This is a genomic window from Methylobacterium sp. Leaf123, from assembly GCF_001423405.1.
In the GTDB taxonomy this organism is placed as follows: domain Bacteria; phylum Pseudomonadota; class Alphaproteobacteria; order Rhizobiales; family Beijerinckiaceae; genus Methylobacterium.
This window is the reverse complement of record NZ_LMNS01000034.1, coordinates 50,104-74,693: the sequence shown is the minus strand read 5'-3', so window position 1 is coordinate 74,693 and position 24,590 is coordinate 50,104. Positions and strand designations below refer to the sequence as shown.

General features: G+C 70.9%; 25 protein-coding genes and 1 riboswitch. Of the genes, 11 read left to right on the top strand and 14 right to left on the bottom strand.

The window, feature by feature from the left end; all coding sequences use genetic code 11:
• Positions 1–11 precede the first annotated feature (11 nt).
• The 4 genes from ASF53_RS16240 to ASF53_RS16225 form a co-directional block, all read right to left on the bottom strand.
• The gene (locus tag ASF53_RS16240; RefSeq protein WP_056200480.1) at positions 12–1,031 is read right to left on the bottom strand and encodes a VWA domain-containing protein; all 1,020 of its coding nucleotides are present in this window, start codon (positions 1,029–1,031) and stop codon (positions 12–14) included.
• A gap of 5 nt (positions 1,032–1,036) precedes the next feature.
• Entirely contained in the window at positions 1,037–1,513 is a 477-nt protein-coding gene (locus tag ASF53_RS16235; RefSeq protein ID WP_056200477.1) for a DUF4381 family protein, read from the bottom strand.
• A 123-nt stretch (positions 1,514–1,636) separates the two neighbouring features.
• Positions 1,637–2,566 (bottom strand): DUF58 domain-containing protein, encoded by a 930-nt coding sequence (locus ASF53_RS16230; protein WP_056200474.1) that lies wholly within the window; start codon positions 2,564–2,566, stop codon positions 1,637–1,639.
• Positions 2,567–2,571: 5 nt separating this feature from the next.
• Positions 2,572–3,567: an AAA family ATPase gene (locus ASF53_RS16225; protein WP_056200470.1), complete on the bottom strand. Its 996-nt coding sequence runs from the start codon at positions 3,565–3,567 to the stop codon at positions 2,572–2,574.
• Between the two features lie 284 nt (positions 3,568–3,851).
• On the opposite strand from ASF53_RS16225, the gene ASF53_RS16220 reads away from it, so the two are divergent.
• The 3 genes from ASF53_RS16220 (at position 3,852) to ASF53_RS16210 (ending at position 5,705) form a co-directional block, all read left to right on the top strand.
• Positions 3,852–4,568: an MgtC/SapB family protein gene (locus ASF53_RS16220; RefSeq protein ID WP_056200467.1), complete on the top strand. Its 717-nt coding sequence runs from the start codon at positions 3,852–3,854 to the stop codon at positions 4,566–4,568.
• 62 nt (positions 4,569–4,630) lie between these two features.
• Entirely contained in the window at positions 4,631–4,816 is a 186-nt protein-coding gene (locus ASF53_RS16215; protein ID WP_056200464.1) for a hypothetical protein, read from the top strand.
• 202 nt (positions 4,817–5,018) lie between these two features.
• Entirely contained in the window at positions 5,019–5,705 is a 687-nt protein-coding gene (locus tag ASF53_RS16210; protein ID WP_056200462.1) for an SDR family NAD(P)-dependent oxidoreductase, read from the top strand.
• A gap of 35 nt (positions 5,706–5,740) precedes the next feature.
• Here ASF53_RS16210 and ASF53_RS16205 read toward each other — a convergent pair whose 3' ends face one another.
• Positions 5,741–6,112: a hypothetical protein gene (locus ASF53_RS16205; RefSeq protein WP_056200459.1), complete on the bottom strand. Its 372-nt coding sequence runs from the start codon at positions 6,110–6,112 to the stop codon at positions 5,741–5,743.
• 310 nt (positions 6,113–6,422) lie between these two features.
• Between ASF53_RS16205 and ASF53_RS16200 the strand changes: the two genes are divergently transcribed.
• Positions 6,423–7,283, top strand: a complete 861-nt coding sequence (locus tag ASF53_RS16200; protein WP_056200993.1) for a C40 family peptidase — start codon at positions 6,423–6,425, stop codon at positions 7,281–7,283.
• A gap of 6 nt (positions 7,284–7,289) precedes the next feature.
• Here ASF53_RS16200 and ASF53_RS16195 read toward each other — a convergent pair whose 3' ends face one another.
• Positions 7,290–8,441, bottom strand: a complete 1,152-nt coding sequence (locus tag ASF53_RS16195) for an aminotransferase class I/II-fold pyridoxal phosphate-dependent enzyme (protein WP_056200456.1) — start codon at positions 8,439–8,441, stop codon at positions 7,290–7,292.
• A 106-nt stretch (positions 8,442–8,547) separates the two neighbouring features.
• On the opposite strand from ASF53_RS16195, the gene ASF53_RS16190 reads away from it, so the two are divergent.
• The 6 genes from ASF53_RS16190 (at position 8,548) to ASF53_RS16165 (ending at position 15,819) form a co-directional block, all read left to right on the top strand.
• Positions 8,548–8,778, top strand: coding sequence for a hypothetical protein (locus ASF53_RS16190; protein WP_056200453.1), 231 nt, complete (start codon positions 8,548–8,550; stop codon positions 8,776–8,778).
• Between the two features lie 59 nt (positions 8,779–8,837).
• Positions 8,838–8,939, top strand: a riboswitch (glycine riboswitch).
• A 147-nt stretch (positions 8,940–9,086) separates the two neighbouring features.
• The gene (gcvT, locus tag ASF53_RS16185; RefSeq protein ID WP_056200451.1) at positions 9,087–10,265 is read left to right on the top strand and encodes a glycine cleavage system aminomethyltransferase GcvT; all 1,179 of its coding nucleotides are present in this window, start codon (positions 9,087–9,089) and stop codon (positions 10,263–10,265) included.
• 26 nt (positions 10,266–10,291) lie between these two features.
• Entirely contained in the window at positions 10,292–10,654 is a 363-nt protein-coding gene (gene gcvH, locus ASF53_RS16180) for a glycine cleavage system protein GcvH (protein WP_056200448.1), read from the top strand.
• A gap of 181 nt (positions 10,655–10,835) precedes the next feature.
• Positions 10,836–13,682, top strand: coding sequence for an aminomethyl-transferring glycine dehydrogenase (gene gcvP, locus ASF53_RS16175; protein WP_056200444.1), 2,847 nt, complete (start codon positions 10,836–10,838; stop codon positions 13,680–13,682).
• Positions 13,683–13,901: 219 nt separating this feature from the next.
• Positions 13,902–15,152, top strand: a complete 1,251-nt coding sequence (locus tag ASF53_RS16170; RefSeq protein ID WP_056200441.1) for an adenosylmethionine--8-amino-7-oxononanoate transaminase — start codon at positions 13,902–13,904, stop codon at positions 15,150–15,152.
• Between the two features lie 268 nt (positions 15,153–15,420).
• Complete coding sequence (locus ASF53_RS16165) at positions 15,421–15,819, top strand: response regulator (protein WP_056200438.1); 399 nt, start codon at positions 15,421–15,423, stop codon at positions 15,817–15,819.
• Here the strand turns inward: ASF53_RS16165 and ASF53_RS16160 are convergent.
• The 6 genes from ASF53_RS16160 to ASF53_RS16135 all read right to left on the bottom strand — a co-directional run bounded on the left by ASF53_RS16160 (position 15,794) and on the right by ASF53_RS16135 (position 22,791).
• Positions 15,794–16,783, bottom strand: coding sequence for an NAD-dependent epimerase/dehydratase family protein (locus ASF53_RS16160; RefSeq protein WP_056200989.1), 990 nt, complete (start codon positions 16,781–16,783; stop codon positions 15,794–15,796). The genes ASF53_RS16165 and ASF53_RS16160 overlap by 26 nt on opposite strands.
• Positions 16,780–17,313: a dTDP-4-dehydrorhamnose 3,5-epimerase family protein gene (locus ASF53_RS16155; RefSeq protein ID WP_056200435.1), complete on the bottom strand. Its 534-nt coding sequence runs from the start codon at positions 17,311–17,313 to the stop codon at positions 16,780–16,782. Before ASF53_RS16155 ends, ASF53_RS16160 begins: the two co-directional genes overlap by 4 nt.
• 178 nt (positions 17,314–17,491) lie before the next feature.
• Positions 17,492–18,721, bottom strand: a complete 1,230-nt coding sequence (locus tag ASF53_RS16150) for a class I SAM-dependent methyltransferase (RefSeq protein ID WP_056200432.1) — start codon at positions 18,719–18,721, stop codon at positions 17,492–17,494.
• Positions 18,718–19,812 (bottom strand): CDP-glucose 4,6-dehydratase, encoded by a 1,095-nt coding sequence (rfbG, locus tag ASF53_RS16145; RefSeq protein WP_056200429.1) that lies wholly within the window; start codon positions 19,810–19,812, stop codon positions 18,718–18,720. The genes ASF53_RS16150 and rfbG overlap by 4 nt, the downstream gene beginning before the upstream one ends.
• The gene (rfbF, locus tag ASF53_RS16140) at positions 19,812–20,579 is read right to left on the bottom strand and encodes a glucose-1-phosphate cytidylyltransferase (RefSeq protein WP_056200426.1); all 768 of its coding nucleotides are present in this window, start codon (positions 20,577–20,579) and stop codon (positions 19,812–19,814) included. The genes rfbG and rfbF overlap by 1 nt, the downstream gene beginning before the upstream one ends.
• A gap of 31 nt (positions 20,580–20,610) precedes the next feature.
• Entirely contained in the window at positions 20,611–22,791 is a 2,181-nt protein-coding gene (locus tag ASF53_RS16135; RefSeq protein ID WP_056200984.1) for a glycosyltransferase, read from the bottom strand.
• A gap of 245 nt (positions 22,792–23,036) precedes the next feature.
• Between ASF53_RS16135 and ASF53_RS16130 the strand changes: the two genes are divergently transcribed.
• Entirely contained in the window at positions 23,037–23,669 is a 633-nt protein-coding gene (locus tag ASF53_RS16130; protein ID WP_056200423.1) for a MarR family winged helix-turn-helix transcriptional regulator, read from the top strand.
• 121 nt (positions 23,670–23,790) lie between these two features.
• Here ASF53_RS16130 and ASF53_RS16125 read toward each other — a convergent pair whose 3' ends face one another.
• Complete coding sequence (locus ASF53_RS16125) at positions 23,791–24,117, bottom strand: hypothetical protein (RefSeq protein ID WP_056200420.1); 327 nt, start codon at positions 24,115–24,117, stop codon at positions 23,791–23,793.
• On the bottom strand, positions 24,114–24,425 hold the full coding sequence (locus ASF53_RS16120) for a hypothetical protein (protein WP_056200418.1): 312 nt from the start codon (positions 24,423–24,425) through the stop codon (positions 24,114–24,116). The genes ASF53_RS16125 and ASF53_RS16120 overlap by 4 nt, the downstream gene beginning before the upstream one ends.
• Positions 24,426–24,590: the final 165 nt, after the last annotated feature.

The following is a 24,590-nucleotide window of genomic DNA, read 5'->3' as shown; positions in this document are numbered from 1 at the left end:
GCGATTCCCGATCAGATCCGGCGCCGCGTCGCCAGGAGCCCGCAGGCGCAGAGGAAGGCCAACGCCGCCGGCCAGGGCCAGAGGTCGCGCCGCAGGGGCAGCGGCGGCGCCTTGGCGCGTCCGCCCTCCAGTTCGTCGATGGCGTTGGCGACATTCTCCAGGTCGTCGGTGGTCTTCACGCGGAACGCCCGGCCGCCGCTGGTCTCGGCCATGGCCCGCAGGGTCTCGACATCGACCACATCCTGCTCGTTGTCGGGGTTGTCGGCCATGTCGATCGGCCCGAGGGCGATTGTGTAGACGCGCACCCCGAGATCCTTGGCCAGCGCCGCCACGTCCTTCGGTGCGGTCTGGCCGGCATTGTTGGCCCCGTCCGAGAGCAGCACCACGACCTTGTCGCGGGCGGGCGGCGGCCCTTCGCCGTCGGCCGCCGCGACTTGCGCGGGTGCGAGGCGTTTGAGCGCGAGGCCGAGCCCGTCGCCGATGCCGGTGGAGCGCCCGACGAGGCCGATGGTCGCCTCCTCCAGAGTGCGGGCGACGGTGGCGGTGTCGAAGGTGGGGGCGGCGGCGACGTAGGCTTGATCGGCGAATTCGACGAGGCCGATGCGGTCGCCGGCCCGGCGGCGGATGAACTCGGCGCCGACGCGCTTCACCGCCGCGAGCCGACTGACGGTCTCACCGTCGAGGGAGAAGTCCTTGCGCTCCATGCTGCCCGAGAGGTCGAGGGCGAGCACGATCTCCCGGGCCGAGGCCGGCAGCGCGGTCGCCGGCAGGACGAGGCGGGGACCGGCCAGCGCGACGACCAGCGCCACCCAGAGCGTTCCGATGAGCCAGAGGCGGCGCCGGCCGTGGGCGGCGATGCTTTCGGCGTGCTCGGCGCCGCCGACGAGGGAGGGGGGAACGCGCAAGGCGCCGCTGCCGCCCTGGCGCTCCGGCGGGATCAGCCGGGCGGCGAGCGGCAGGGGCAGGAGCAGCAGGGCGAGCGGCGCCGCGAAGTCGAAGGCGGAGGCGAGGGCCGTGAACCAGGCGGGCATTCGGATCAGGCCCGGATCTGTGAGAGCAGGCGGCCGAGGCCGGTATCGATGGCGGCGGGATCATTCGCCATGGGATCGACGGTCTTCGGGCGCCGGTAGAGATCGTCGGCGAAGATGCGGCCCGGACCGGAGCGGAAGAAGTCGGTGGCGAAGGTGGTGTCGAGCGTCGTCGCCCAGGCCGCGCCGCGGGCGCCGGCCGCCGCCTCGCCCTTCAGCGTGCGCACCACGCGCCGCAGCAGGCGGGCCTGCGCGACCCGGCGGGCGTCCGGTTCGAGGTTTTGGGCCAGTGCCAATTCGCGCAGGGCTGCCCGGCGTACCGACGCGCCGCGCCGTGCGCGAACGAGGCGGATCAGGCCGACGAGCAGCGCGAGGCTGAAGCCGAGGGCCAGGGCCGCCACCATCTCGGGCTGCATCGCATTGTTGCCGCCGGTGGGGAGATGGAGGCCACGCAGGGTCGAGAGGTCGGGCGTGGGGGCGGTCATGGGAGCGCCCCGACACTTCCCTCTCCCGCAGAGGGGAGCGCCGCTTCCGGACAATGCGGAGCCGGCCCCTCACCCGCCTGCTCCGCAGGCACCCTCTCCCGCAGAGGGGAGAGGGTTTTGAGGTCACAACACCGCATCGAGCCGCTCCATCAGGGGGGCGTAGCTCTCCGGCCCGGCCTCGACGTCGATACGCAGGCCCTCGACGCCGCAGGCATGGAGGCGGGCCAGACGCGGGTCGATCGCATCGGCGGGTCGGGCCCTGCGATCGGCCTGGACGGTGCCGCGCTGTCCGCCCGGCAGGGCGTAGGGGTAGAGGCCGGCCGGGCGCGCCCGCTCGAAGGCGTCGCTCACCAGCAGCAGGCGGATCGAGAGCCGCTCGGCCAGCGCGGTGATCAGGCTCTCGAAATCCGGCCCCGGCGCATCCAGCGCACTCGCCACGACGAGGTGGCCGCCCGAGGGCAGGAGCGAGCGGGCGAGCGCCAGCGTGTCGGTGAGCGGCGGGTCGTCCGCCGCCGGGCCGGCGAGGGCTTCGGCGTGGGCATGGGCGAGCGCGCCGGTGACGGCGGTCATCGCCCGTTCGCCGCCGGCCGGGCGGATCACCGCGGGCTCGGCCCGGCCCGCCACGATCAGGCCGATGCGCCCGCCATCGCCGACGATTCGCCAGCCGAGCAGCGTCAGCGCCTCCGCCGCCGCCACCGAGCGCAAAGCCCGGCGGGTGCCGAACAGCATCGAGGGCCGGAAGTCGGCGAGGAGCACCACGGCCCGGTCGCGCTCGTCGTGATGGGTGCGCACATGCACTTGGCCGGTGCGGGCGGTGGCGTTGCGGTCGATGAAGCGGCGGTCGTCGCCCTCGGACCAGGGCCGCACGTCGTCCGGCTCCGAGCCGCGCCCGCGCTTGCGAGTGACGATGCCGCCGGGCAACCCGGCGATGGTGCGGGTCGCGGGCGAGACGCCGCGCCGCGCGAGATGGCGCAGGCTCATGAGTCCGGCGCCCGAAAGGTGGATGCCGGGGGCGTCGGTCAGGTCGCTTGCAGGCGCCGCAGTCGCGGTCATGACGGCTACAGCGCCCGCGTCCGCTCGACCAACCCGCCGATGATGCCCCGCGTGGTGCGCCCCTCGGCCGCCGCGCGCCACGTCAGGCCGATGCGGTGCGCCAGGGCGTCGGCGGCCAGCTCCGAAATGTCCTCGGGCACGACGTGGTCGCGGCCGTGGAGGTAGGCGCGGGCCTTGCCGGCGACCATCAGCGCCAGCGTGCCGCGGGGCGAGGCCGGGTGTTCGATCGCCGCGCGCAGCTCCGGCGCGACGCTGTCGCCGCGGGTGCCGGCCACGAGCCGTACGAGATAGTCCTTGAGGGCCGGCGAGACGTAGGTGGCGAGCGCGGCCTCGCGGGCGGCGATCACCTCGGCGACCGAGAGCTTCACCGGCATCGCTTCGGCGTGGTGGTTCAATTCGCCCTCGACGAGATCGAGGATGCGGCGCTCGGAGGCCTCGTCCGGCATTTCGACGACGACGTGGAGCAGGAAGCGGTCTAGCTGCGCCTCGGGCAGCGGAAAGGTGCCCGCATGCTCGATCGGGTTCTGCGTCGCCACCACCATGAACGGGTCGGGTAGGCGGTGAGTGTGGCCCGAGACCGTGATCTGCCCCTCGGCCATGGATTCCAGCAGCGCCGACTGCACCTTGGGCGGCGCGCGGTTCACCTCGTCCACGAGGATCAGCGAGTGGAACAGGGGGCCGGGCAGGAACTCGAAGGTGCCCGCATCCTGGCGCCAGACGGTGGTGCCGGTGAGGTCGGCCGGCATCAGGTCGGGCGTGCATTGCACGCGGGCAAACGAGCCGTCGAGCCCGTCCGACAGGCGCTTGACCGCGCGGGTCTTGGCGAGCCCCGGCGCCCCCTCGATCAGCAGGTGGCCGCCGGTCAGCAGCCCGATCAACAGGCGCTCGACCAGCTTGTCGGCGCCGATCAGCCCGTGGCTCAATCCGTCGCGAAGCTGGAGGATGCGGTCGCGGACGGGCGCCGCCCCGAGGGCGGGCCGGGCGAGTGCCTCGACGCTCATACGAGCACCGTCGCCGATGCCGGTCGAGCCTCGGCCCTCGTCGCAGGAGAAAGATCCTGCAGCATGCGCGTCTCCTCAGCGTGGGTTTTTCTTAAGGCTCCCACAATCCTGCCGGTGTGCCCGCTGCCCGGTCGCCGCGTCAATCCCGCGCGGCGGCCTCGGCCACGGGCAAATTGACCGCAGGCGACCGGGTGTGCGCGGCGCGGTGACGTTTCGTCACGCAACCGTCACGCTCGTGCGACAGCGGGAAAACCGCACGATTCCGAAAAGGTCCCGAACGGTCCATGCCCGGCCCCTTTCCCTTCCCCACGCCCGAAGCCGTGAATTCCGGCATCAGCCTCGCGGTCGCCTTCGGTCTCGGCACCCTGATCGGCGTCGAGCGGCAGTACCGGCAGCGCAGCGCGGGCTTGCGCACCGCCGTGCTGGTGGCGCTGGGCGCGGCGGCCTTCGTCGATCTCGGCATGCGGCTGACCGGCGGGGAGGGGGCGACCCGCGTCGTCGCCTATGTCGTCTCCGGCATCGGCTTTCTCGGCGCGGGCGTCATCATGAAGGAGGGGATGAACGTGCGCGGCCTCAACACCGCCGCGACCCTCTGGTGCGCCGCGGCGGTCGGTGCCTTCTCCGGGGCCGACCTGCCGCTGGAGGCTTGCTTCGTCACCCTCGCAGTCCTGGCCGGCAACACGCTGCTGCGCCCGCTGGTGAACCTCATCGACCGCATCCCCATCGACGAGAGCGCGACGGAGGCGACCTACGCGGTGCAGGTGACGGTGCCGGCCGAGACCGCCGGCCTCGCCCGCGACCTGTTGGTGGAGCGCCTGGAGGCGGCGGATTACCCCGTCGGCTCGACCGAGGTGGAGGAACGCGGCGAGACCACCGTCGACGTCATCGCCACGCTCACCGCGACGACGGTCCACGCCAAGGATCTCGACGCGGTGGTGGCCGATTTGGAGAAGCGGCCGGAGGTGCGCCACGCCACGTGGTCGGTGCAGACGGGGGATTGAGGCGGCTCGCTCGGGTAGCCGGAGCATGCCATCGTGATCGCCGTAGCCGAGGGAAACATGGCATGGCGAAGCTCGTAAGGGATGGTGACCGGGGCCGGGCACGCTCGACACGGCCCGCCGAACCACCGGCCAAGCCGCGCCGCTTCACGCTCTCGGATCTTCTCGTCGGCGCCGAGCACCTTCCGAAGCTTTATGAGGGCGTGAAGAGCGCGCTCGACGGTCCCTCTGTCGGCGCGGAACTCGGCTGATCGGCCTTCGTATCCAATCCGCGCCCTCATCCTGAGGTGCCCGCGCCCGCGGGCCTCGAAGGATGTTCCAGATCCCGCGCGATGACGGGAAGATCCTTCGAGGCTCCGCTGCGCTTCGCACCTCAGGATGAGGGGAGGGATTGGACGAGACCGGTCTCTCGGCACCGCGAACAGAGCTTGAATTCAGGACTGCCGGATCATCATGAGCCATTCCCGGAAACACGCCCTGATCGTCGGCGCCTCGCGCGGCCTCGGGCTCGGGCTCGCCGAGACCTTCCTGCGGCGTGGCTGGCAGGTCACCGCGACCCGGCGCGGGGCCGCGCCCGGGCTCGAACGGCTCGCGGCGGAGGGCGTCCGGGTCGAAACGGTGGATATCGACGACGATGCGTCCGTTGCCGCCCTGCGCGAACGGACGCGGCACGAACGATTCGATCTCGTCTTCGTCGTGGCCGGCGTGCTGATCGAGGCGGACAAGCCCCTCAACGCGGTGTCGCGGGCGGTCCACGCACAGGTCTACCTCACCAATGCGGTGAGCCCGATCCTGTTCGCGGATGCCTTTGCCGAGACTCTCGCACCCGGCGGCACGCTCGCCTTCATGTCCTCGGCGCTCGGCAGCGTCGGCCTCAACACCGAGGGCGGCTGGGAGAACTACCGGGCGAGCAAGGCGGCGCTCAACATCAACGCCCGGAGCTTTGCGGCGCGCCACGCGACCCGCGATTTCGGGGTGCTGCTGCTGCATCCGGGCTGGGTCGCCACGGATATGGGCGGCGAGGGGGCCGACCTCGACGTGGCGACGAGCGCCGCCGGACTGGCGGATGTGATCGAGGCGAGAGCCGGCCGGACGGATCTCGCCTTTCTCGACCACCGGGGCGAGACGCTGCCCTGGTGAGCCCGAGCACCGTCCCGAAAGACGGTGCCGGGGTGTTACCGGCGCGGGTCGAGGGGCCGGCTGCGGCGCTCGATCACCACGGTGGGGCGGCTGCGGCGCTCGACGATGACGGCCCGCGGCGGGGCGCGGTTCGGGCTCGTCGGCGCGAGGATGCGCTGCTCCAGCGGCCGGTGCGCCGGGCGCGCCGCCGCGGCCTTGGCGGCGGCGACCACGTGGGGGCGCACCTCGTCCGGGGCGAGGCCGATCAGCCCGCAGGCGATCTCCACCTGCTGCTCGACATCGTCGGCCAGATCCTGGGCGGCGGCGACCGCCTCAGCGACCGTGGGTGGCTCGCGCCGCACCCGGATCGGAGGCAGATCCTGAAAGCTCTTATGGTTCTTTTTCACGGCACGACTCGCGGTCTTCATGCACCGATCATAGGACGGTCCGTCCGGTTTGTGCACTGCACCCAAATCGGACGTGACGGACCGCCGGCCGCATGGCTTGCCGGGCGGACGCCCCGCTCGTCGAGCATGCAGGATGCGCGCCGATATGCGTCGGCGCCAGCACATTCGTTGATGAGGCCATCGGACGAGTAACGCGTGTGCCGGTCATAGAGTCGCGGCAGCGCAGCAAATGGATGGCCGAATCCCGTGTCGACGAGCCACGCGAAAATCGGTGGTCTTAAGACTCGGCATCCCGAATCCCGCCCCGATCCTGCGCCAAGCCGGCGCCACGATGCCCAACACACGCGACCCCCGCCTCACCCCGGCCCGGCCGGACCTCGCCGACATCCGCCTGAAGGGCGTCGTTGCGGCCGAGCGCTACGCCGCGGGCGAGCCGGCGCGGGTCGCCGTGCCCTCAGCCCCTTTGCGCCGCGCGCCGCGCCTCGAGGCCGGGCTCGAAACCGAGGCGGTGATGGGCGACGCCGTGACGGTGTTCGAGCGCCGTGACGGGTTCGCCTGGGGTCAGATCGCCCGCGACGGCTATGTCGGCTACCTGCCGGAGGCGGCACTCGGGGCCATCGATCCGGCGCCGACCCACCGGGTCGCTGCCTTGCGCACCTTCGTCTACCCGGCGCCTGACCTGAAGCGCCCGCATGTTGCCCATCTCAGCCTCGGCGCCGCCTTCGCGGTGGAGGCGCAGGAAGGCGAGTATTGGCGGCTCGCCGGCGGCGGCTATGTCTTTGCCGGCCATGCCGTGCCGATCGGGACCGCCGTGCCCGATTTTCCGGCCACTGCCGAGCGGCTCTTCGGCACGCCTTATCTCTGGGGCGGGCGCACCAGCCTCGGCCTCGATTGCTCGGGCCTCGTCCAGCTCTGCTTGGAGACCGCGGGTCTTGCCTGCCCGCGCGATGCCGACCAGCAGGAACTGGCCCTTGGCAACGCCCTGCCGCCGGGGCTCGACGGGCTGCGGCGCGGCGACTTCGTGTTCTGGAAGGGCCATGTCGGGCTGATGCTCGACGCCGAGCGGCTCATCCACGCCAACGGCCACCACATGGCGGTGGCGGTCGAGCCGCTGCGCGAGGCGGTCGAGCGCATCGCCGTCAAGAGTTTCGGCGCCGTCACCGCGATCCGCCGGCTCGATCCGATCGCCTGAGGGCGTTCAGCCGGCGCGGACGCTCTCCGGGGCCAGTTCGGCCAACGCCTCGGCCAGGGCATCGACCTGCCCCTCGGTATGGGCCGCCGAGAAGGCGACCCGCAGGCGGGCGGTGCCCGGCGCCACCGTCGGTGGGCGGATCGCCACGACGAGGAAGCCGCGCGCCTCCAGCGCCGCGGAGAGAGCGAGTGCGGCCTCCGCCGCACCGATGAGAACCGGCACGATCGGGCTCATCGCCTCGGGCAGGCCGAGCCGCCCGGTGAAGCGGCGGGCGAGCGCGAGCGGCCGGGCGGCGCGATCCGGCTCGGACTCGACGATCTCCAGGGCTTTGAGCGCGGCAGCGGCGGAGGCCGGCGGCAGGCCGGTGGTGTAGACGAGGCTGCGCGCCCGGCTCGTCAGCAGGTCGATCACGGGCCGCGAGGCGCAGAGATAGCCGCCATAGGAGCCCAGCGTTTTCGACAGCGTGCCCATTTCGAGCGGTGCCCGCTGGCCGGGCTCGACCACGCCGAGGCCGTGGGCGTCGTCCACCAGCGTCCAGGCGTCGTACTCGCCCGCGATCGCCAGGATTTCGGGGAGCGGCGCCCGGTCGCCATCCATGCTGAAGACCCGCTCGGTCAGGATCAGCGCCCGCCGCGCCGCGCCGCGATGCTCGGCGAGCAACGCGTGCAACTGCGCCACGTCGTTATGGGCGAAGCGCACAGCCCGCGCGCCGGACATCCTCGCCCCGGCGAACAGGCAGGAATGGCCGAGTTCGTCGACCAGGATCAGGTCGTCCGCGCCGACGAGGGCCGGGGCGATGCCGAGATTGGCGAGATAGCCCGAGCCGAAGACCAGCGCGGCCTCCTTGCCTTTGTGCCGCGCGAGCCGTTCCTCCAGCGCCGCGAGCGGGGGGGAATTGCCGGTCACCAATCGCGAGGCGCCGGCGCCCGCGCCGTAGCGGGCCAGCGCTTCGGTGGCCGCCGCGATCACCCGCGGATCGTGGGCGAGGCCGAGATAATCGTTGCAGGAGAACGAGATGAGCGCGCGGCCCCCCCGCTCGGCCGCCGCCTCGGGGCCGCGGGCGGTCACGGCCAGCCGGCGGCGCAGGGCGCTGGCTTCCAGGCCGGCGAGCTTTTCTCCGGCGAAGGCGTCGAGGCTGTTCGATGGGTTCGGCGACATGGCGCTTCAAGGCGACGGCGCCCGGGGGATGTCAAGCCGGCGGTGACGGGCGCGGCGAACCCCGTGCGGGGCGGCGCGTTGCACAGGCTCTGCCGGAACCCCCGCCATGCTGCGCCGCCGCCTCATCGTCCTTCTGCTGATGGCTTTTGCCGGTCCCCTCGTCAGCCCGGTGCCAGCCTCGGCCGGCCCGGCCCAATCCTACCTGTTCGGCGAGCAGCGCTTCCGCAACGCCTGCCGTCCGCCGCTGAAATACGCGGCCGGGGCCTGTGTGCGCCGCTGCCCGGCGGGTTACGAGAGCTTCCGCGGCTATTGCCGGCCGCGCAACATGAGGCGCTGATCGTCACCAGGCTTGGCTTGCGCGAGGGGGCACAAAGTGCGAGCCTAATGTGGTCCGATACAGACGATACGGGAGAGCCCAGAATCATCGAAAGATGAATCATGGCGCCGACGGAGCAACCACCCCCGGAAACTCTCAGGCACAATCACCGTATCGTTGGACAATCTGGAGAGAGGCGCCGTCCGGCGTCCACCGAAGGAGAAACCTTACTCGAATGCCGAGTGAGGGAAGCTCTCAGGTAAGCGTGACAGATGGGGGCAACTTGCCAGCCGGCCGGCGGGCAAGATCCATCTGTCGTGAAGTGCCTGATGAGTCTGCAAGCTGCCGGGGCCGTGAGCCCTGCCGCCCCCGTTTCCGCTGATCCGCTGGCACAGACGCCGCTGCATGCGCTCCATCTGCGCCTCGGCGCCAAGATGGTGCCGTTCGCGGGCTACGCGATGCCGCTGCAATACCCCGCCGGGCTGCTCAAGGAGCACCTGCACACGCGGGCGGCGGCCGGGCTGTTCGACGTGTCGCATATGGGCCAGATCGCGCTGACCCCCCGTTCGGGTGACGTGGCGGAGGCGGCCCGCGCCCTCGAGGCGCTGATCCCCATCGATATCCTCGGCCTGCCCGAAGGCCGCCAGCGCTACGGCTTCCTCACGGATGACGCCGGCGGCATTCTCGACGACCTCATGGTCGCGCGCCTGCCCGACCGGCTCCACGTCGTCGTCAACGCCGCCAACAAGGCCGCCGGTTTCGCGCATCTCCGGGCGCATCTGCCGGACGACATCGACATGGCGCTCGTGCCGGATGCGCTGATCGCGCTCCAGGGTCCGAAGGCGGCGGAAGTGCTGGCGCGGCTGGCACCCGAGACCGAGGCGATGCGCTTCATGGATGTGCGCAGGGTCGCGATCCTCGGCGCGCCCTGCCTCGTCAGCCGCTCCGGCTATACCGGTGAGGACGGTTTCGAGATGTCCGTGCCGGCCGAGCGCGCCGAGGCCGTGGCCGAAGCCCTGCTCGCGGAGGCCGAGGTGCTGCCGGTCGGCCTCGGCGCCCGCGATTCCCTGCGCCTCGAAGCCGGCCTGCCGCTCCACGGCGCCGACATCGATCCCGGCACCAGCCCGGTCGAGGCGAGCCTCGCCTGGGCGATCTCCCCCGCCCGCCGCCGGGGCGGCGCCCGCGAAGGCGGGTTTCCGGGGGCGAACACGATCCTCCCCGCAATGGAAGCCGGGCCGGCCCGGCGGCGTGTCGGCCTGCGCCCCAAGGGCCGGGCGCCGGTGCGGGCGGATGCCCCGCTCTTCACCGCGGAGGCCGGCGGCGAGCCGGTCGGCCGCGTCACCTCCGGCGGCTTCGGCCCGAGCGTCGGTGCGCCCGTCGCTATGGGCTTCCTGCCGGCCGCACTCGCGACGCCCGGCACCCGCGTCTTCGCCGAGCTGCGCGGCCAGCGTCTCCCCCTCGTCGTCTCCCCGCTTCCCTTCGTCCCGGCCGGCTTCAAGCGCGGCTGATCCCCCTCGTATCAGGAGTTTTGACCATGCTGCGTTTCACCGACGAGCACGAATGGCTGCGCCTTGATGGCGACGTCGCCACGGTCGGCATCACCGCGCATGCCGCCGAACAGCTCGGCGACCTCGTCTTCGTGGAGTTGCCGAAGGTCGGCGCGAAGCTGACCAAGGGCGAGGCGGCCGCCGTGGTCGAGTCCGTCAAGGCGGCCTCGGACGTCTACGCGCCGCTCTCCGGCGAGGTCACCGAGGTCAACGAGGCGGCGGTTGCCGACCCCGCCTCGGTCGGCACCGACCCGCAGGGCGGCGGTTGGCTCTACCGGATCAAGCTCGACGATCCCTCGGCCATGGACGGGCTGATGGACGAGGCGGCCTACGCGGAATTCGCGAAGTAACGCAGACGGTTAGTCCTCTCCCCTCCGCGGGAGAGGGTGCCTGCGGAGCAGGCGGGTGAGGGGCCGGCTCAGGTCTCTCCGGAAAGGTCGCTCCCCTCTCCCGACCCCCTTCGGGGGCCACCCTCCCCCCGCAGAGGGGGGAGGGACGCCACGGCAATCGGTCGCTCGAAAAGGCACTCCCATGAAATACGATCGCCACGATCCCTTCGATTTCGCCGCTCGCCGCCATATCGGCCCGAAGCTCTCCGAGATCGACCAGATGCTGGAGACGGTCGGCGCCAAGTCGCTGCACGCGCTGATCGACGAGACGCTGCCCCCCGACATCCGGCAGGCCGAGTACATCGATTTCGGCGCCTCGCTCACCGAGCGCCGCTCGCTCGAAAAGCTGCGGGCTACCGCCAACAAGAACCGCCTGCTCGTCTCGCTGATCGGCCAGGGCTACCACGGCACGACGATGCCGCCGGCGATCCAGCGCAACATCTTCGAGAACCCGGCCTGGTACACCGCCTACTCGCCCTACCAGCCGGAGATCAGCCAGGGCCGGCTCGAGGCGTTGCTCAACTTCCAGACCCTCGTCTGCGATCTGACCGCCCTCGACATGGCCAACGCCTCGCTCCTCGACGAGGCGACCGCGGCGGCCGAAGCCATGGGCATGGCCAAGCGCGTGGCGAAGTCGGATAGGAACGCCTTCTTCGTCGACAAGGACTGCCTGCCCCAGACCATCGCCGTGCTGAAGACCCGCGCGGCGCCGCTCGGCTGGAACATCGTCGTCGGCGATCCCTTTGTCGATCTGGACCCGTCCACGGTCTTCGGGGCGCTGTTCCAGTATCCCGGCGTGAACGGCGCGGTTCACGACTTTACCGATCTCATCGCCGGGCTGCATGAGGCCGGCGCGCTCGCCGCGGTCGCCGCCGACCCGCTGGCGCTGACGCTGCTGAAGGCGCCGGGCGAGATGGGGGCCGACATCGCGGTCGGCTCGATGCAACGCTACGGCGTGCCGATGGGCTATGGCGGCCCGCACGCCGCCTATCTCGCAACCCGCGACGCGCATAAGCGGGCGCTGCCCGGCCGCATCGTGGGCGTCTCGGTCGATGCCCGCGGCAACCGCTCGTATCGCCTCGCCCTCCAGACTCGCGAGCAGCATATCCGCCGCGAGAAGGCGACCTCGAACATCTGCACCAGCCAAGTGCTGCTCGCGGTCATCGCCTCGATGTTTGCAGTCTATCACGGGCCGGCGGGTCTCAAGGCCATCGCCAGGCGCGTCCACCGCGACGCCGTCCGCCTCGCCGAGGGGCTGGAAGCGCTCGGCTTCACCGTCGAGCCCCAACACTTCTTCGACACGATCACCGTGCGGGTCGGCGCATTCCAGGGCGTGATCCTGAAGAGCGCGGTCGAGAACGGGGTGAACCTGCGCCGTATCGGCACGGACCGCATCGGCATCAGCGTCGATCAGCGCACCCGGCCCGATATCGTCCAGGCGGTCTGGCGCGCCTTCGGGGGCACCGATCTGGCTTACGATGAGGGCTACCCCGAGCCCCGCCTGCCGGCCGCGCTGGAGCGGACCTCGGAATACCTGACTCACCCGATCTTCCACATGAACCGGGCCGAGAGCGAGATGACGCGCTACATGCGTCGCCTCGCGGATCGCGACCTCGCGCTCGACCGGGCGATGATCCCGCTCGGCTCCTGCACGATGAAGCTCAACGCCACCGCCGAGATGCTGCCGATCTCCTGGCCGGAATTCTCGGAGCTGCACCCGTTCGTGCCGGAGGATCAGGCGCTGGGCTATCGCGAGCTGATCGACGACCTCGCCCAGAAGCTCTGCGCGATCACCGGCTACGACGCGATCTCGATGCAGCCGAATTCCGGCGCGCAGGGGGAGTATGCGGGGCTCCTCGCCATCCGCCGCTATCACCTGTCGCGCGGGGAGGGGCACCGCACGGTCTGCCTGATCCCGTCCTCGGCCCACGGCACCAACCCGGCCTCGGCCCAGATGTGCGGCATGAGCGTCGTGGTGGTCGGGGCGGATGCCCACGGCAATATCGACGTCGAGGATTTTGCGAAGAAGGCCGAGCTGCATTCTGAGAAGCTGGCCGCCTGCATGATCACCTACCCGTCCACGCACGGCGTGTTCGAGGCGCGGGTGCGCGAACTCTGCGACATCGTCCACCAGCACGGCGGACAGGTCTATCTCGACGGGGCCAACCTCAATGCGATGGTGGGGCTGGCGCGGCCGGGCGATATCGGCGCCGATGTCAGCCACCTCAACCTGCACAAGACCTTCTGCATCCCGCATGGCGGCGGCGGGCCGGGCATGGGGCCGATCGGCGTGAAGACGCACCTGATCCCGTTCCTGCCCTCCGATCCGCGGACGGGCGAGGAGGGCGCGGTCTCGGCCGCCGCCTTCGGCTCGGCTTCGATCCTGCCGATCTCGTGGAGCTACTGCCTGATGATGGGCGGGCGCGGCCTGACCCAGGCGACGCGGGTGGCGATCCTCAACGCCAACTACATCGCCCGGCGGCTCGATGGGGCCTATTCCATCCTCTATGCCGGCCAGAATGGGCGGGTCGCACACGAGTGCATCGTCGATGTCCGCCCCTTCCAGAAGAGTGCGGGCGTCACCGTCGAGGACATCGCCAAGCGCCTGATCGATTGCGGCTTCCACCCGCCGACCATGAGCTGGCCGGTGGCGGGCACGCTGATGATCGAGCCGACCGAATCCGAGACCAAGGCCGAGATCGACCGCTTCTGCGACGCCATGCTGGCGATCCGCGAGGAAATCCGGGCGATCGAGGAGGGGCGGATGGATAAGGCGAACAACCCGCTCAAGAACGCGCCCCACACGGTGCAGGATCTGATCGGCGCCTGGGAGCGGCCCTATTCCCGCGAGGCGGCCTGCTTCCCGTCGGGGTCGTTCCGCATGGACAAGTACTGGCCGCCGGTGAACCGCGTCGACAACGCCTACGGCGACCGAAACCTCGTCTGCTCCTGCCCGCCGACCGAGGCCTATGGCGAGGCGGCGGAATAGGACTGCTGCATGCGATACCCTCCCCCCTCTGCGGGGGAGGGTGCCTGCGGAGCAGGCGGGAGAGGGGCAGCGCGACGGTGCCATTCTCTGCCGCGTCGATTTCGTGGAAGCCGGGCTCCCCTCACCCGACCCCCTTGCGGGGGCCACCCTCTCCCGCAGGGGGGAGAGGGATCGTCGGCGCGTTTGACTCCGTCCGCGCCACCCTCCAATCCCCCGCGCATGACCGCGCTCGATCACCACCACCTCTGGCGCCCCTACACCCAGATGAAGACCGCCGCGCCGCCGCTGGAGGCGATCGCGACGCGGGGCTCGCGCATCACGCTGAAAGGCGGGCGCGAGCTCATCGACGGCATCGCCTCGTGGTGGACGGCGGTGCACGGCTACAACCATCCGCACATCGCCGCGGCGATGGCCGACCAGCTCCTGCGGATGCCGCATGTGATGTTCGGCGGTCTCACCCATGCCCCGGCCGAGCGGCTGGGGGCGCGCCTCGCCGCGCTGTTGCCGGGGGATCTCAACCACGTCTTCTTCACCGATTCCGGCTCGGTCGCCGTCGAAGTCGCGCTGAAGATGGCGGTGCAGCTCTGGCTCAACCGCGGCGAGACCGGCCGCACCCGCGTGCTCGCCTTCCGCGGCGGCTATCACGGCGACACGATGGGCGCGATGTCGGCCTGCGACCCCGAGGAAGGGATGCACCGCCGCTTCGGCGCCTACCTGCCGACACAGGTCTTCTGCGATCTACCGCGCACGGCCGAGGCGGAGGCCGCCCTCGATGCGGCGCTCGCTCGCCATCGCCACGAACTCGCGGCGGTCATCGTCGAGCCGCTGGTGCAGGGGGCGGGCGGGATGCTGACCCATCCGCCGGAGGTGCTGGCCACGGTCGCGCGCCTCGCCCGCCGCCACGGCCTGCCGCTCATCGCCGACGAGATTTTTACCGGGTTCGGCCGCACGGGGACGATGTTCGCCTGCGAGCAGGCCGGCATCGTGCCCGACATCCTCTGCCTGTCGAAGGCGCTCACCGGCGGCACGATGGCGCTCGCCGCCACGGTCGCCACCACCGAGATCTTTTCCGCCTTCTGGTCGGACGAGGCGTCCGCCGCGCTGATGCACGGCCCGACCTTCATGGCGAACCCGCTCGCCTGCGCGGCGGCGAATGCCAGCCTCGACTTGTTCGAGACCGAGCCGCGTCTCGCGCAGGCCCGAGCCATCGCCGCGCGGCTGGAGGAGGGGCTCGTTCCCTTGAGCCGGTTGCCCGGTGTGCGGGACGTTCGGGTGCTCGGCGCCATCGGCGCGGTGCAGTTCGCGGCCACGCCCGACCTTGCCGACCTCAAGCGGCGCTTCATCGAGCGCGGCGTCTGGGTGCGCCCCTTCGGCGACATCGTCTACCTCACCCCGGCCCTCACCATCGAGGCCAGCGATCTCGACCGTCTGATCGCGGTCGTGACGGCGGTGACCGAGGCCGTGGCCTGACGCCGGCACGCCGTGATCGGCCCTGCGGCGCGGAGCTTGCAGGCTTGTCCGCAGAGAACCATGGGACCCTGCAACCCGCAGCGGGGTTACTCGTTGGATGATCGCAGCGCAGCGGTTCCCGACACGGGAAACGGCCAAGCCTGTGAGCACGCTTAAGTCTGTGAGCGGGCAAGTCTGTGCGCAGGTTAAATCTGTACGCAGGCTAAGTCTGCGAACAATAAGTCTGCGAACACCTTGGGCCGCTGGAGCAAATCGGGGAGAGCGTAAGGTGGCGAGCCAGACCGAGACGACGAATCCGGAAGCCGACCGTCCCGTCATCCTCATCGTCGAGGACGAGGCCCTGACCATCATGGACCTCGGCGACGTGCTGGAAGAGGGCGGCTACGACACCGTGCAATGCGCCTCCGCCGAGCGCGCGCTTTCCATCCTTCAGGCGCGGCCCGACATCTGCGGCCTCGTGACCGACGTGCAGCTCTCGGGCCGGGTCGATGGGTTCGATCTGGCCAATTCCGTCGCTCAGGCGCGGCCGAACCTTCCGATCCTGATCGTGTCCGGCCGCGCCTCGCCCGATCCCGAGCGCATGCCGGAGGGCGCGCAGTTCATCGCCCGTCCCTGCGCGGGCGAGGATATCCTGGCCCGCCTCAAGGGGCTGATGCCGCATTGCTGAGCGCGGCGCGCCACGCCGCCACGGTTTGCGCCACGCCCTGTTCCAGGCTGTAGCGTGGGATAAAACCAACCTCGTCGGTCAGGCGCCGGATGTCGGCCTCGATGCAGGCCGGCTCCGTCGGGCCGAGGGGGCGGGCGCCGAAATCGATCAGGTCGGGGCGCCCGGTCAGCGCACCGATCGTTTCCAGGATTGTGCGCACCGGTACTGCGTCGCCCGAGCCGATATTGACCGCGCCCTCCACCTGCGCGTCGAGCAGGGCCGCGAAGGCCGCACCGGCATCGGCGACATGGAGGAAATCGCGCCGCTGGCGGCCCTCGCTGGTGGCGAGGCGCTGGCACGCGAGCAGCGCCCGCGCCGCATCGCCGACGAGCCGGCCCGGCGTCTCGCCGGGGCCGTAGAGGTAGAACAGCCGTCCCCAAGCGAGGGAGAGGCCGGCATTCGCCGCATAGGCGTGCAGGATGCGGCGCAGGCCGTCTTTGGCGGCGCCGTAGAGCGTCGCGGGGTGGCAGGGGGCTGATTCTGGCAAACGACCCCCTTGGATCGCTACTGCATCCTCTCCCCGCGGGCGGGGAGAGGGGAGTTCCAGTTCTGCGCGCGGCAGAAGGTTGATCCCCGTCCAATCGTACTCGGCACAGGTTCCGGCCACCACGGCGCGGGTGCCGCCAGCCTCGCGGAACGTCCGCACGAGGTCGAGGCTCGCGGCGGTCCAATCGAGATTGTCCGGCGCCTGCCAGTAGCGGCCGGGTGTGGTGATCCAGGCGAGGTGGAGAAGGTGGCTCGCCGAGGCCGCCTGCACGGCCGCGCGTCTCTGAGCGGGATCGAGCAGGTCGGCGGCGTGGAAGGCGTGGACGCCCTCCGGCGCGGTCCGGCCGAGGGCGTGAACCGCGAAGCCGCGGGCGGCCAAAGCGGCGACCGCGTGGCGCCCGACGAAGCCGGCCCCGCCGGTGACGAGGACCCGCTTCACCGCCCCGCCCAATCGGGGAAGGCGAGGTCGCGCGGCGCGATGACCGTCACCGGCTTGGGCCAAGCGAGCCCGAAGGCCGGATCGTCCCAGCGCACGCCGTCGGCAGCGGAGGCCACGAAGGGCCGGTCGATCATGTAGAGGATCTCGGCATCGTCGCTCAGCGTCTGGAAGCCGTGAGCGAGGCCCTCAGGGATGTAGAGTGCGTGGCGGTTCGTGGCCGAGAGCGTGACCGACGCGGTGCGGCGATAGGTGGGTGAATCGGGCCGCAGGTCGATCACCGCGTCGTGAATCGCGCCGCCGGTACAGCGCACGAGCTTCGTCTCGGCGTGTGGCGGCTTCGAGAAATGCATCCCGCGCACGGTGCCGCGGCGATGGTTGAACGACACGCTCGACTGCGTGAAGCGCCCGATCAACCCGCGCTCCGCGAACTCGCTCTCGCACTGGGTGCGGGCGAAGAAGCCGCGCTCGTCCGCGTGCGGCTCGGGCGCGACGCGGAACAGGCCGGGCAGCTCCAGTTCCTCGAAGATCATGCGGCGCGCGTGCCCGGCTGCGAAGGCAAGGCCGATCCCATTCTCGCCCTCATCCTGAGGTGGGCGCGCGAAGCGGCGCCCTCGCAGGATTCTCCAGCCAGCCGCGCGATCCCTGGACGATCCGTCGAGGCCGCCGCGCGGCACCTCAGGGTGCGGATGGGATGGACGGCCCGCGCCATCAGAACACCGTCAGTTCGGGGATCGCCACGGCGAAGCGCCCGCCCCATTCGCGGATCGCTTCCATCTCGCCGGCGATCTCGTCCTTGAGGTTCCAGGGCAGGATCAGAACCGTGTCGGGCCGCACGCCCAAGAGTTCGTCGGGCGAGACGACGGGGATGCGGCTGCCGGGCAGCCACGTGCCCTGCTTGTGCGGCGAGCGGTCGGCGACCGCCTGGATCAGCTCGGGGCCGATGCCGCAATAGTTCAGGAAGGTGTTGCCCTTGGCCGCCGCGCCGTAGGCGCAGACGGTCCGCCCCGCCGCCCGCTCCTCGATCAGGAAGCGGAGCGCCGCGCATTTGATGTCGGCCACCGCCCGCCCGAAGCCGGCATAGCCGGAGGGGTCGAACAGGTTCGCCCCCCATTCGCTGAGCACCACGCGCTCCAGCTCCGCCGTCGGCGCGTGCGTGGCGGCCGCGTGGCAGGCGAAGACGCGCAGGGAGCCGCCATGGGTCGGCCATTCCTCGACATCGAACACCCGCAAGCCCTGCTGACGCAGGATGCCGATGACGACGCCGAGCGAGAGATAGGAGAAGTGCTCATGGTAGATCGTGTCGAACTGCCGATGCTCGATCATCCGCAGCAGATGCGGGAACTCGAAGGTCGCGACACCCTCCGGCTTCAGGATCTCGGCGAAGCCCGCCGCGAAATCGCGGATGTCGGGCACATGGGCGAGCACGTTGTTGGCCGCCGTCAGATCGGCCTTGTGGCCCTCTGCGGCGAGGCGCCGGGCGGTGTCGCGGCCGAAGAAGGCGACTTCGGTCGGCACGCCGCGCTCCACCGCGACCCGGGCTACATTGGCCGCCGGCTCGACGCCGAGCACCGGCACGCCGCGGGCGACGAAGTATTGAAGCAAGTAGCCGTCGTTGCTCGCGACCTCGACGACCTTGCTCTCCGGCCCCAGGCCGAAGCGCGCGATCATCGCGGCGACGTAACTTTCGGCGTGGCGCAGCCAGCCGGCGGAGAAGCCAGAGAAGTAGGCGTAATCGGAAAAGATCGCCTCGGGGCTCTCGAAGGCTTCGAGCTGCACCAACCAGCAGGCGTCGCAGACATAGGCGTGGAGCGGGTGGAAGGTCTCGCCCCGGTGGCGCCGCTCCGGCGCGACGTAGGAATTGGCGAGCGGCGACAGGCCGAGATCGCAGAAGGTCCGGGTGAGGGGGGCGCCGCAGGCGCGGCAGGTCGGGGCGGTCACGCGTGTGCTCCAGGCTGACCCAGCGCCTCGTAGCGCGCGATCTCGGCCTCGGCCAGAGCGCGCGGATCGGCGCCGGAGGCGGCGGCGCGATACCAGGCGGCGGTCCAGTCGAGGGCCGTATCGAGGTTCAAACGCCGGTCCCAGCCGAGGCGAGCGCGGGCTTTGGAGGCATCGACCTTGAGATAGGTCGCCTCGTGCGGATGCGTCTTCTGCGAGAGGTGCCAGCCGGCCCCCCCGCCCCAGCCCTGCGCCAGCCGATCCACGAGGAACGAGACCGGCCGGCAATCCTCGTCCGCCGGCCCGAGATTCCAGCCCTCGGCGAAGGCGGCGCCGTCGGCGCCCGCAAGGCATTCGGCAAGGCGCAGGTAGCCGGCCAGCGGCTCCAGCACGTGCTGCCAGGGGCGGATCGCGTGCGGTGCGCGGATCTCGACCGAGTCCCCGGCCTCGAACGCGCGCACGATGTCGGGGATCAGCCGGTCGAGGGACCAGTCGCCGCCGCCGATGACGTTGCCCGCCCGCGCGCTGGCGATCCGCGCCGGGTGGCCGCCCGCGCCGAAGAACGAGGCGCGGTAGGCGCTTGTCACGAGTTCGGCGCAGCCCTTCGAGGCGCTGTAGGGGTCGCGCCCGCCCATCGCCTCGGTCTCGCGATAGGCATAGGGCCATTCGCGGTTCTCGTAGGCCTTGTCGCTCGTCACGACGACGACGGCGCGCACGCTCGGCGCCGCCCGCACCGCTTCCAGCAGGTGGACGCTGCCCATGGTGTTGACCGCGAAGGTGCCGACCGGATCGGTATAGGAGGGCCGCACCAGGGCTTGGGCCGCCATGTGGATCACGATCTCGGGCTCGGACGTCGCCACGACCGCGGCGAGCGCCGGCAAGTCGCGGATGTCGGCGATGCGCGAGTCCTCGGCCGGAAAGCCAATCGCCTCGAACAGGTTCGGCCGTGTCTCCGGCGCGAGGGCAAAGCCGGTGACATGGGCACCGAGGCGGGCGAGCCACAGGCTCAGCCACGCGCCCTTGAAGCCGGTATGCCCGGTGAGCAGCACGCGCCTGCCGGCCCAGAAGGCAGGATCGGGGTTCAGCGCGCCCATCACCACACCTTCCAGGGCGCGTCGCCGCGGGCCCAGAGCTCTTCGAGGTGCTTCTTGTCGCGCAGGGTGTCCATCGCCTGCCAGAAGCCGCGATGATGATAGGCGTGGAGCTGACCGTCGCGGGCGAGGCTCTCCAGGGGGCCGCTCTCCCACACGGTGGCGTCGCCCTCGATCCGGTCGAGGACTTTCGGCGAGAGCACGAAGAAGCCACCATTGATCGTCGCCCCATCGCCCGCCGGCTTCTCACGAAAGCTGCGGACGGCGTCGCCCGCGAGGTCGAGGGCGCCGAAGCGGCCCGGCGGCACCACGGCCGTCAGGGTCGCGAGGCGCCCATGCGCCCTGTGGAAGGCGGCCAGCGCCGTGAGGTCGATATCGGCGACGCCGTCGCCGTAGGTCATGAAGAAATCGTCCTCGCCGAGATACTCGCGCACCCGCTTGAGGCGTCCGCCAGTCATGGTGGCGTCACCGGTCTCGATCAGCGAGACCTTCCAGTCCTCGGCCGCCGAGCGGTGGAACTGCACGTCGCCCCGGCCGAGATCGAGCGTCACGTCGCTCAAGTGCAGGCGGTAATTGAGGAAAAACTCCTTGATGACGTAGCCCTTGTAGCCAAGGCAGATCACGAACTCGCTGACGCCGTGGGCGGCGAAGATCTGCATGATGTGCCAGAGGATCGGCCGTCCGCCGATCTCCAGCATGGGCTTGGGGCGCACCACGGTCTCCTCCGAGAGCCGCGTGCCGAGCCCGCCCGCGAGGATCACCGCCTTCACAGGTCGTCTCCGGGTCTGTGTGTCGTCGTCGTCATCGCCACGCCTCTACCATGCGCTCCGCCGCGGCCGGAAACCGCTCGGCATCGAGGGTGAAGGCGGGCGGGCGGATGCCGAACGGGTCCGGGTAGTACGGGTCGCGGGCGAGCCGCGCCCCCCACCGCTTGCGGAAGCGCGCCTGCTCGGCGGGATCGACGGTGGGGATGCGGTTGCGGCTCTCGTAATGGTGCAGGCTCGCCTCGGCGCAATAGACCGTGCGCAGGCCGCGCTCGCCGAGGCGCAGGCAGAGGTCGATGTCGTTGTAGTTGATGGCGTAACCTTCGTCGAAGCCCTGGATGGCCTCGAAATCGGACCGCCGCACCATCATGCAGGCGCCGGTCACGGCGAGATAATTGCGGTTGGCCAGGCTCGAACCGTGATACCCGGCGTCATCACCGGGAAAGCCACGGCGGACATGGTTCGGCAGGCCCTCACCGAAGACCACGCCCGCATGTTGCAGGCTGCCATCCTCGAACAGGAGCTTGGGACCGACCGCGCCGACGCCGGGGATCTGTAACAAGGCCAGCATCGCCGCGATCCAGTCCGGCGTGAGGATGCTGATGTCGTCGTTGAGGAAGACCAGAACCTCGCCGCTCGCCGCCTTCGCGCCGAGATTCATCTTGGCGGCGACGTTGAAGACCGGCTTGTCCCAGGTCACGCTGCGCGCCCCGAACCGCTCGATCGCCGCCCGCGTCGGCGGGCGCAGGTCGCCGTTATCCACCGCCACGATCTCGATGTTTGCGTAGCTGCCCGTCTCGCGGATGCTGGCGAGGCAAGCGGCGAGCAGATCGATGCTGCGCCCGCCGATGAGGCTGTCGCGCCCGGCGGTCGGGATCACCAGGGAGACGAGCGGGCGCGTCGCGCGCGTGCGCCGCAGGGCAAAATGCTCGGGCGTGAGCGCGCGGACCGCATCGAGCCCACCGGTGCGCCGGGCGCGCCCAGTTAGTGCGCGAGCGGCGGCCTCCGGATCGGGCGTGGCGGCGCGGCGATGGCAGAGCATCTGCGCGACGTGGCCGATGCGCTCGCTCCGCTCAGTCACGCGGAGCGCGAGGTCGTAGTCGTGCGCGCCCTCGCTGTCCGCCGGAAAGCCGCCGACCGCCCGCACCAGGGCGGTGCGATAGAGGGCGAGCCCGCCGATATAGAAGCTGCTCTCGAGCGTCTCGGGCGACCAATCCGGCTTGAAGGAGGGATCGCGGCGCTCGCCCTCCGGCCCGATCCGGTCCTCGTCCGTGTAGAGCAGGTCGAGGTCGGGTTCGCGGGCGAGCCGCCGGACGAGGGCGAGGAGGGCGTGCGGCGCGAGCCGGTCGCCGGGCTCCATCGTTGCGAGAGAGGCGCCGCGCGCCTGTGCCAGCGCGGCATCGAGGGAGGCCGCCTTGCCGTCGGCGGGCGGCAGCAGACGGATGCGGCTGTCCTGCGCCGCCAGCGCGTCGAGCGCGGCCGAGGACGTGGCGGCGAGGCACAGCTCCCAATCCGGGTAGAGCTGCGCTTGCAGGCTCGCGACCGTCTCCCCGAGCTGGACCGGATCGGCGTCGCCGGCCGCGATGAGGAGGGAGATCAGCGGGCGCTCCGGCAGGGGTGCGAGCTGCGCCCGCATGATCTCGGTGGAGGGCAGGGCCTTGGCTTCCACCGCCTGAATCCAGGCGGCGTAGCTGGCGGGCGGACGGTGGGTCTGGGCGGCGCGGGTGAGGCGGCGCCAGATCTCGCCGGGCGGCACGCTGCGCAGCAGGCCGACGGCGCGGCGCAGGAGGCGCAGCGGCCGGCGCTCCTGCGGCGGCAACCGTTCGATGATCTTTTGGGCGGACAGGAGCGCCGCCTCGATCCGGCCCGCCGGTTCGATCCGCACCGCATCGAGGCGAAAGCGCGGGCCCGCTTCGGCGGCTTCCAGGCGCAGCGCGCTCGCGCTGGGCGGCAGGCGGATCAGGTCGTCGGTGCCGCCATCCCGCAAGGTGAGCCGGTAGCGCCGCGGCTCGACCTCGCCCGGCACGTCGACCGCGAGCACCGGTCGCACCGAATCCGGACGGCAGCGGAGGCGGACGCGCTGGCCCGAGAGAGCCGTCACCGCGTCCGCCGGGCCGAACGCGAAGACCGGATCGGGGCCGGTCGCGCTCCAGGCGCCTTCGGCGCCGCGGCGCAGGTCGCGCAGGGGGTAGAGGCCGAGCGCCTCGCGGCGCTTCATGAACACAGCCCGCCGTCTCGGTTTCGATGGAAGCTCATGCGGCGGGGGAATCCACGAAATCGGCCGTGCCGTGAAGCGGTTTCTTGCAAAAGCGGTGTGTTGTCGGCCCGTGGGGGCAAAGGGAATCACTTCTGTCATCGAAGTTTCATCGCCGGTCGGCAGATGCTTGCCCTGCGGGCCGCCCAGAGGGCACTCTTTCCGGGCATCGTTCAGGAGCCCGCACGTCCGTGAAGGGAAACCGGATCATGTCGGCGGCAAATGAAGCGCTCGCCGTGGCGACACACGGCGAGGCCCCCGCTCCGTCGGGCGGCAAAAGCGCGGCTAAGGACAAGGGTGGCAAGACCGTCAAGCGGCTGCGCCCCCCGGCGGCCAAGAGCGTCGGCTGGGCGCTGGTCCAGGCGGCGCGGCTCCACCGCGCCCGGATCGGCGACCGGCTCGCCGAGCTCGACCTGTTCGCCGGCCAGGAGCAGGTGGTGCAGGCGCTGGCGGCGGCCGGCAGCATGACCATGGGCGATCTCGCCGCGACCCTGCGGGTGCGCCCGCCGACCGCCTCGAAGACGATCTCGCGGCTGGCCGCCCTCGGCTTCGTCGAGCGCCGGGCCGAAGCCGGCGACGGGCGCATCGTGCGCGTGCGCCTCACCGAGACGGGCTTTGCCAAGGCCGCCGCGATCGAGCGGATCTGGGACGAGGTCGAGGCCGAACTGCTCGAAGACTTCGACAACAAGGAGCGCCGCCGCCTGCGCAAGCTCCTGCGCCGCGTCGCCCGCAACCTCGCGGAAGCCGCGGGCGTGACCGGCCACGAAGAGGCCGATGCCGAGATCGACGGCGAGGCCGACGACGAAGACGAGGCCTTGCTGGAGGCGGGCGCGACGGTCTGATCCTGAGGCGAAGCCGGCGGCGTGCGGCCCCATGGAGGGGGGCTGCCTCGCCGATTCGCGGTATGGCCAGCCGCTTGCGAAATCTAGCGGCTGATTCTCGCAGCGATGTTCGCCGGACCGCTCAGGCCCGCCCGGCCGGCACCATGTCGACGAGATCCCGCTGGGCCGGGCGGGAGAGGGCCGCAGCAAGCATCGCTTCCAGGACGATGAGGTCGGTTTCCGGGTCGGGCACCCAGCCGCAGGGGCAATGCCCATCGGGGCCGTGGGCGGCGGCCACCTGCCGGTAGAGCGTACCGACGGTGCGCGCCGCGGCTTCGAGTGCGGCCATGACATGCATCGGCTCGCGCTGAAGCGCCTGCCAGAAGGCGGTCGTGAGCGCCTGCTCCAACGTGCCCTGGGCGTTCCGCTCCGCCGCGTCGGGCGGGGCCGTGACGAGACCGGTGCTCATGCCTGCACCCGCGCCTGTCCCAGCCCCTGTCCCTGGGCCCTTGCCCGCATGCGGGCTTCGACCGGCACCAGCCGCGGCGGTGTCGCGTCGCCCGGTTCCAGCCCAACCAGGAATTCGAGCCCGCCCCGGCTCAAGCCGAGGGAGGAGCCGTCCCACCATGCGAGGCGCACGGATTCGAGCAAGGCGTCGAGGGCCGCGAGCAATCCGGCTATGCCGCCGGGGCCTTCGCGGACCGAGGTGAGCGTATCGGCCCGCGCGGGCCACGCGCCGACGTGAGAAGCGTTGGGAGATGTCAGAAGGTGTGCCATGCATTCATCATGGCTCCATCTGTCGATATTGCGCAAGTGATCTTCAAAACATTGGAAATGCTTTAATTGAGTTCTGTTGTGAGGCTTTGCACTATCGATTTAGAACAATTCAATCCGCTCTGGAAAATCCCTGCGGCATCGCGGTTTGGCGCGGTCGGACGGCGC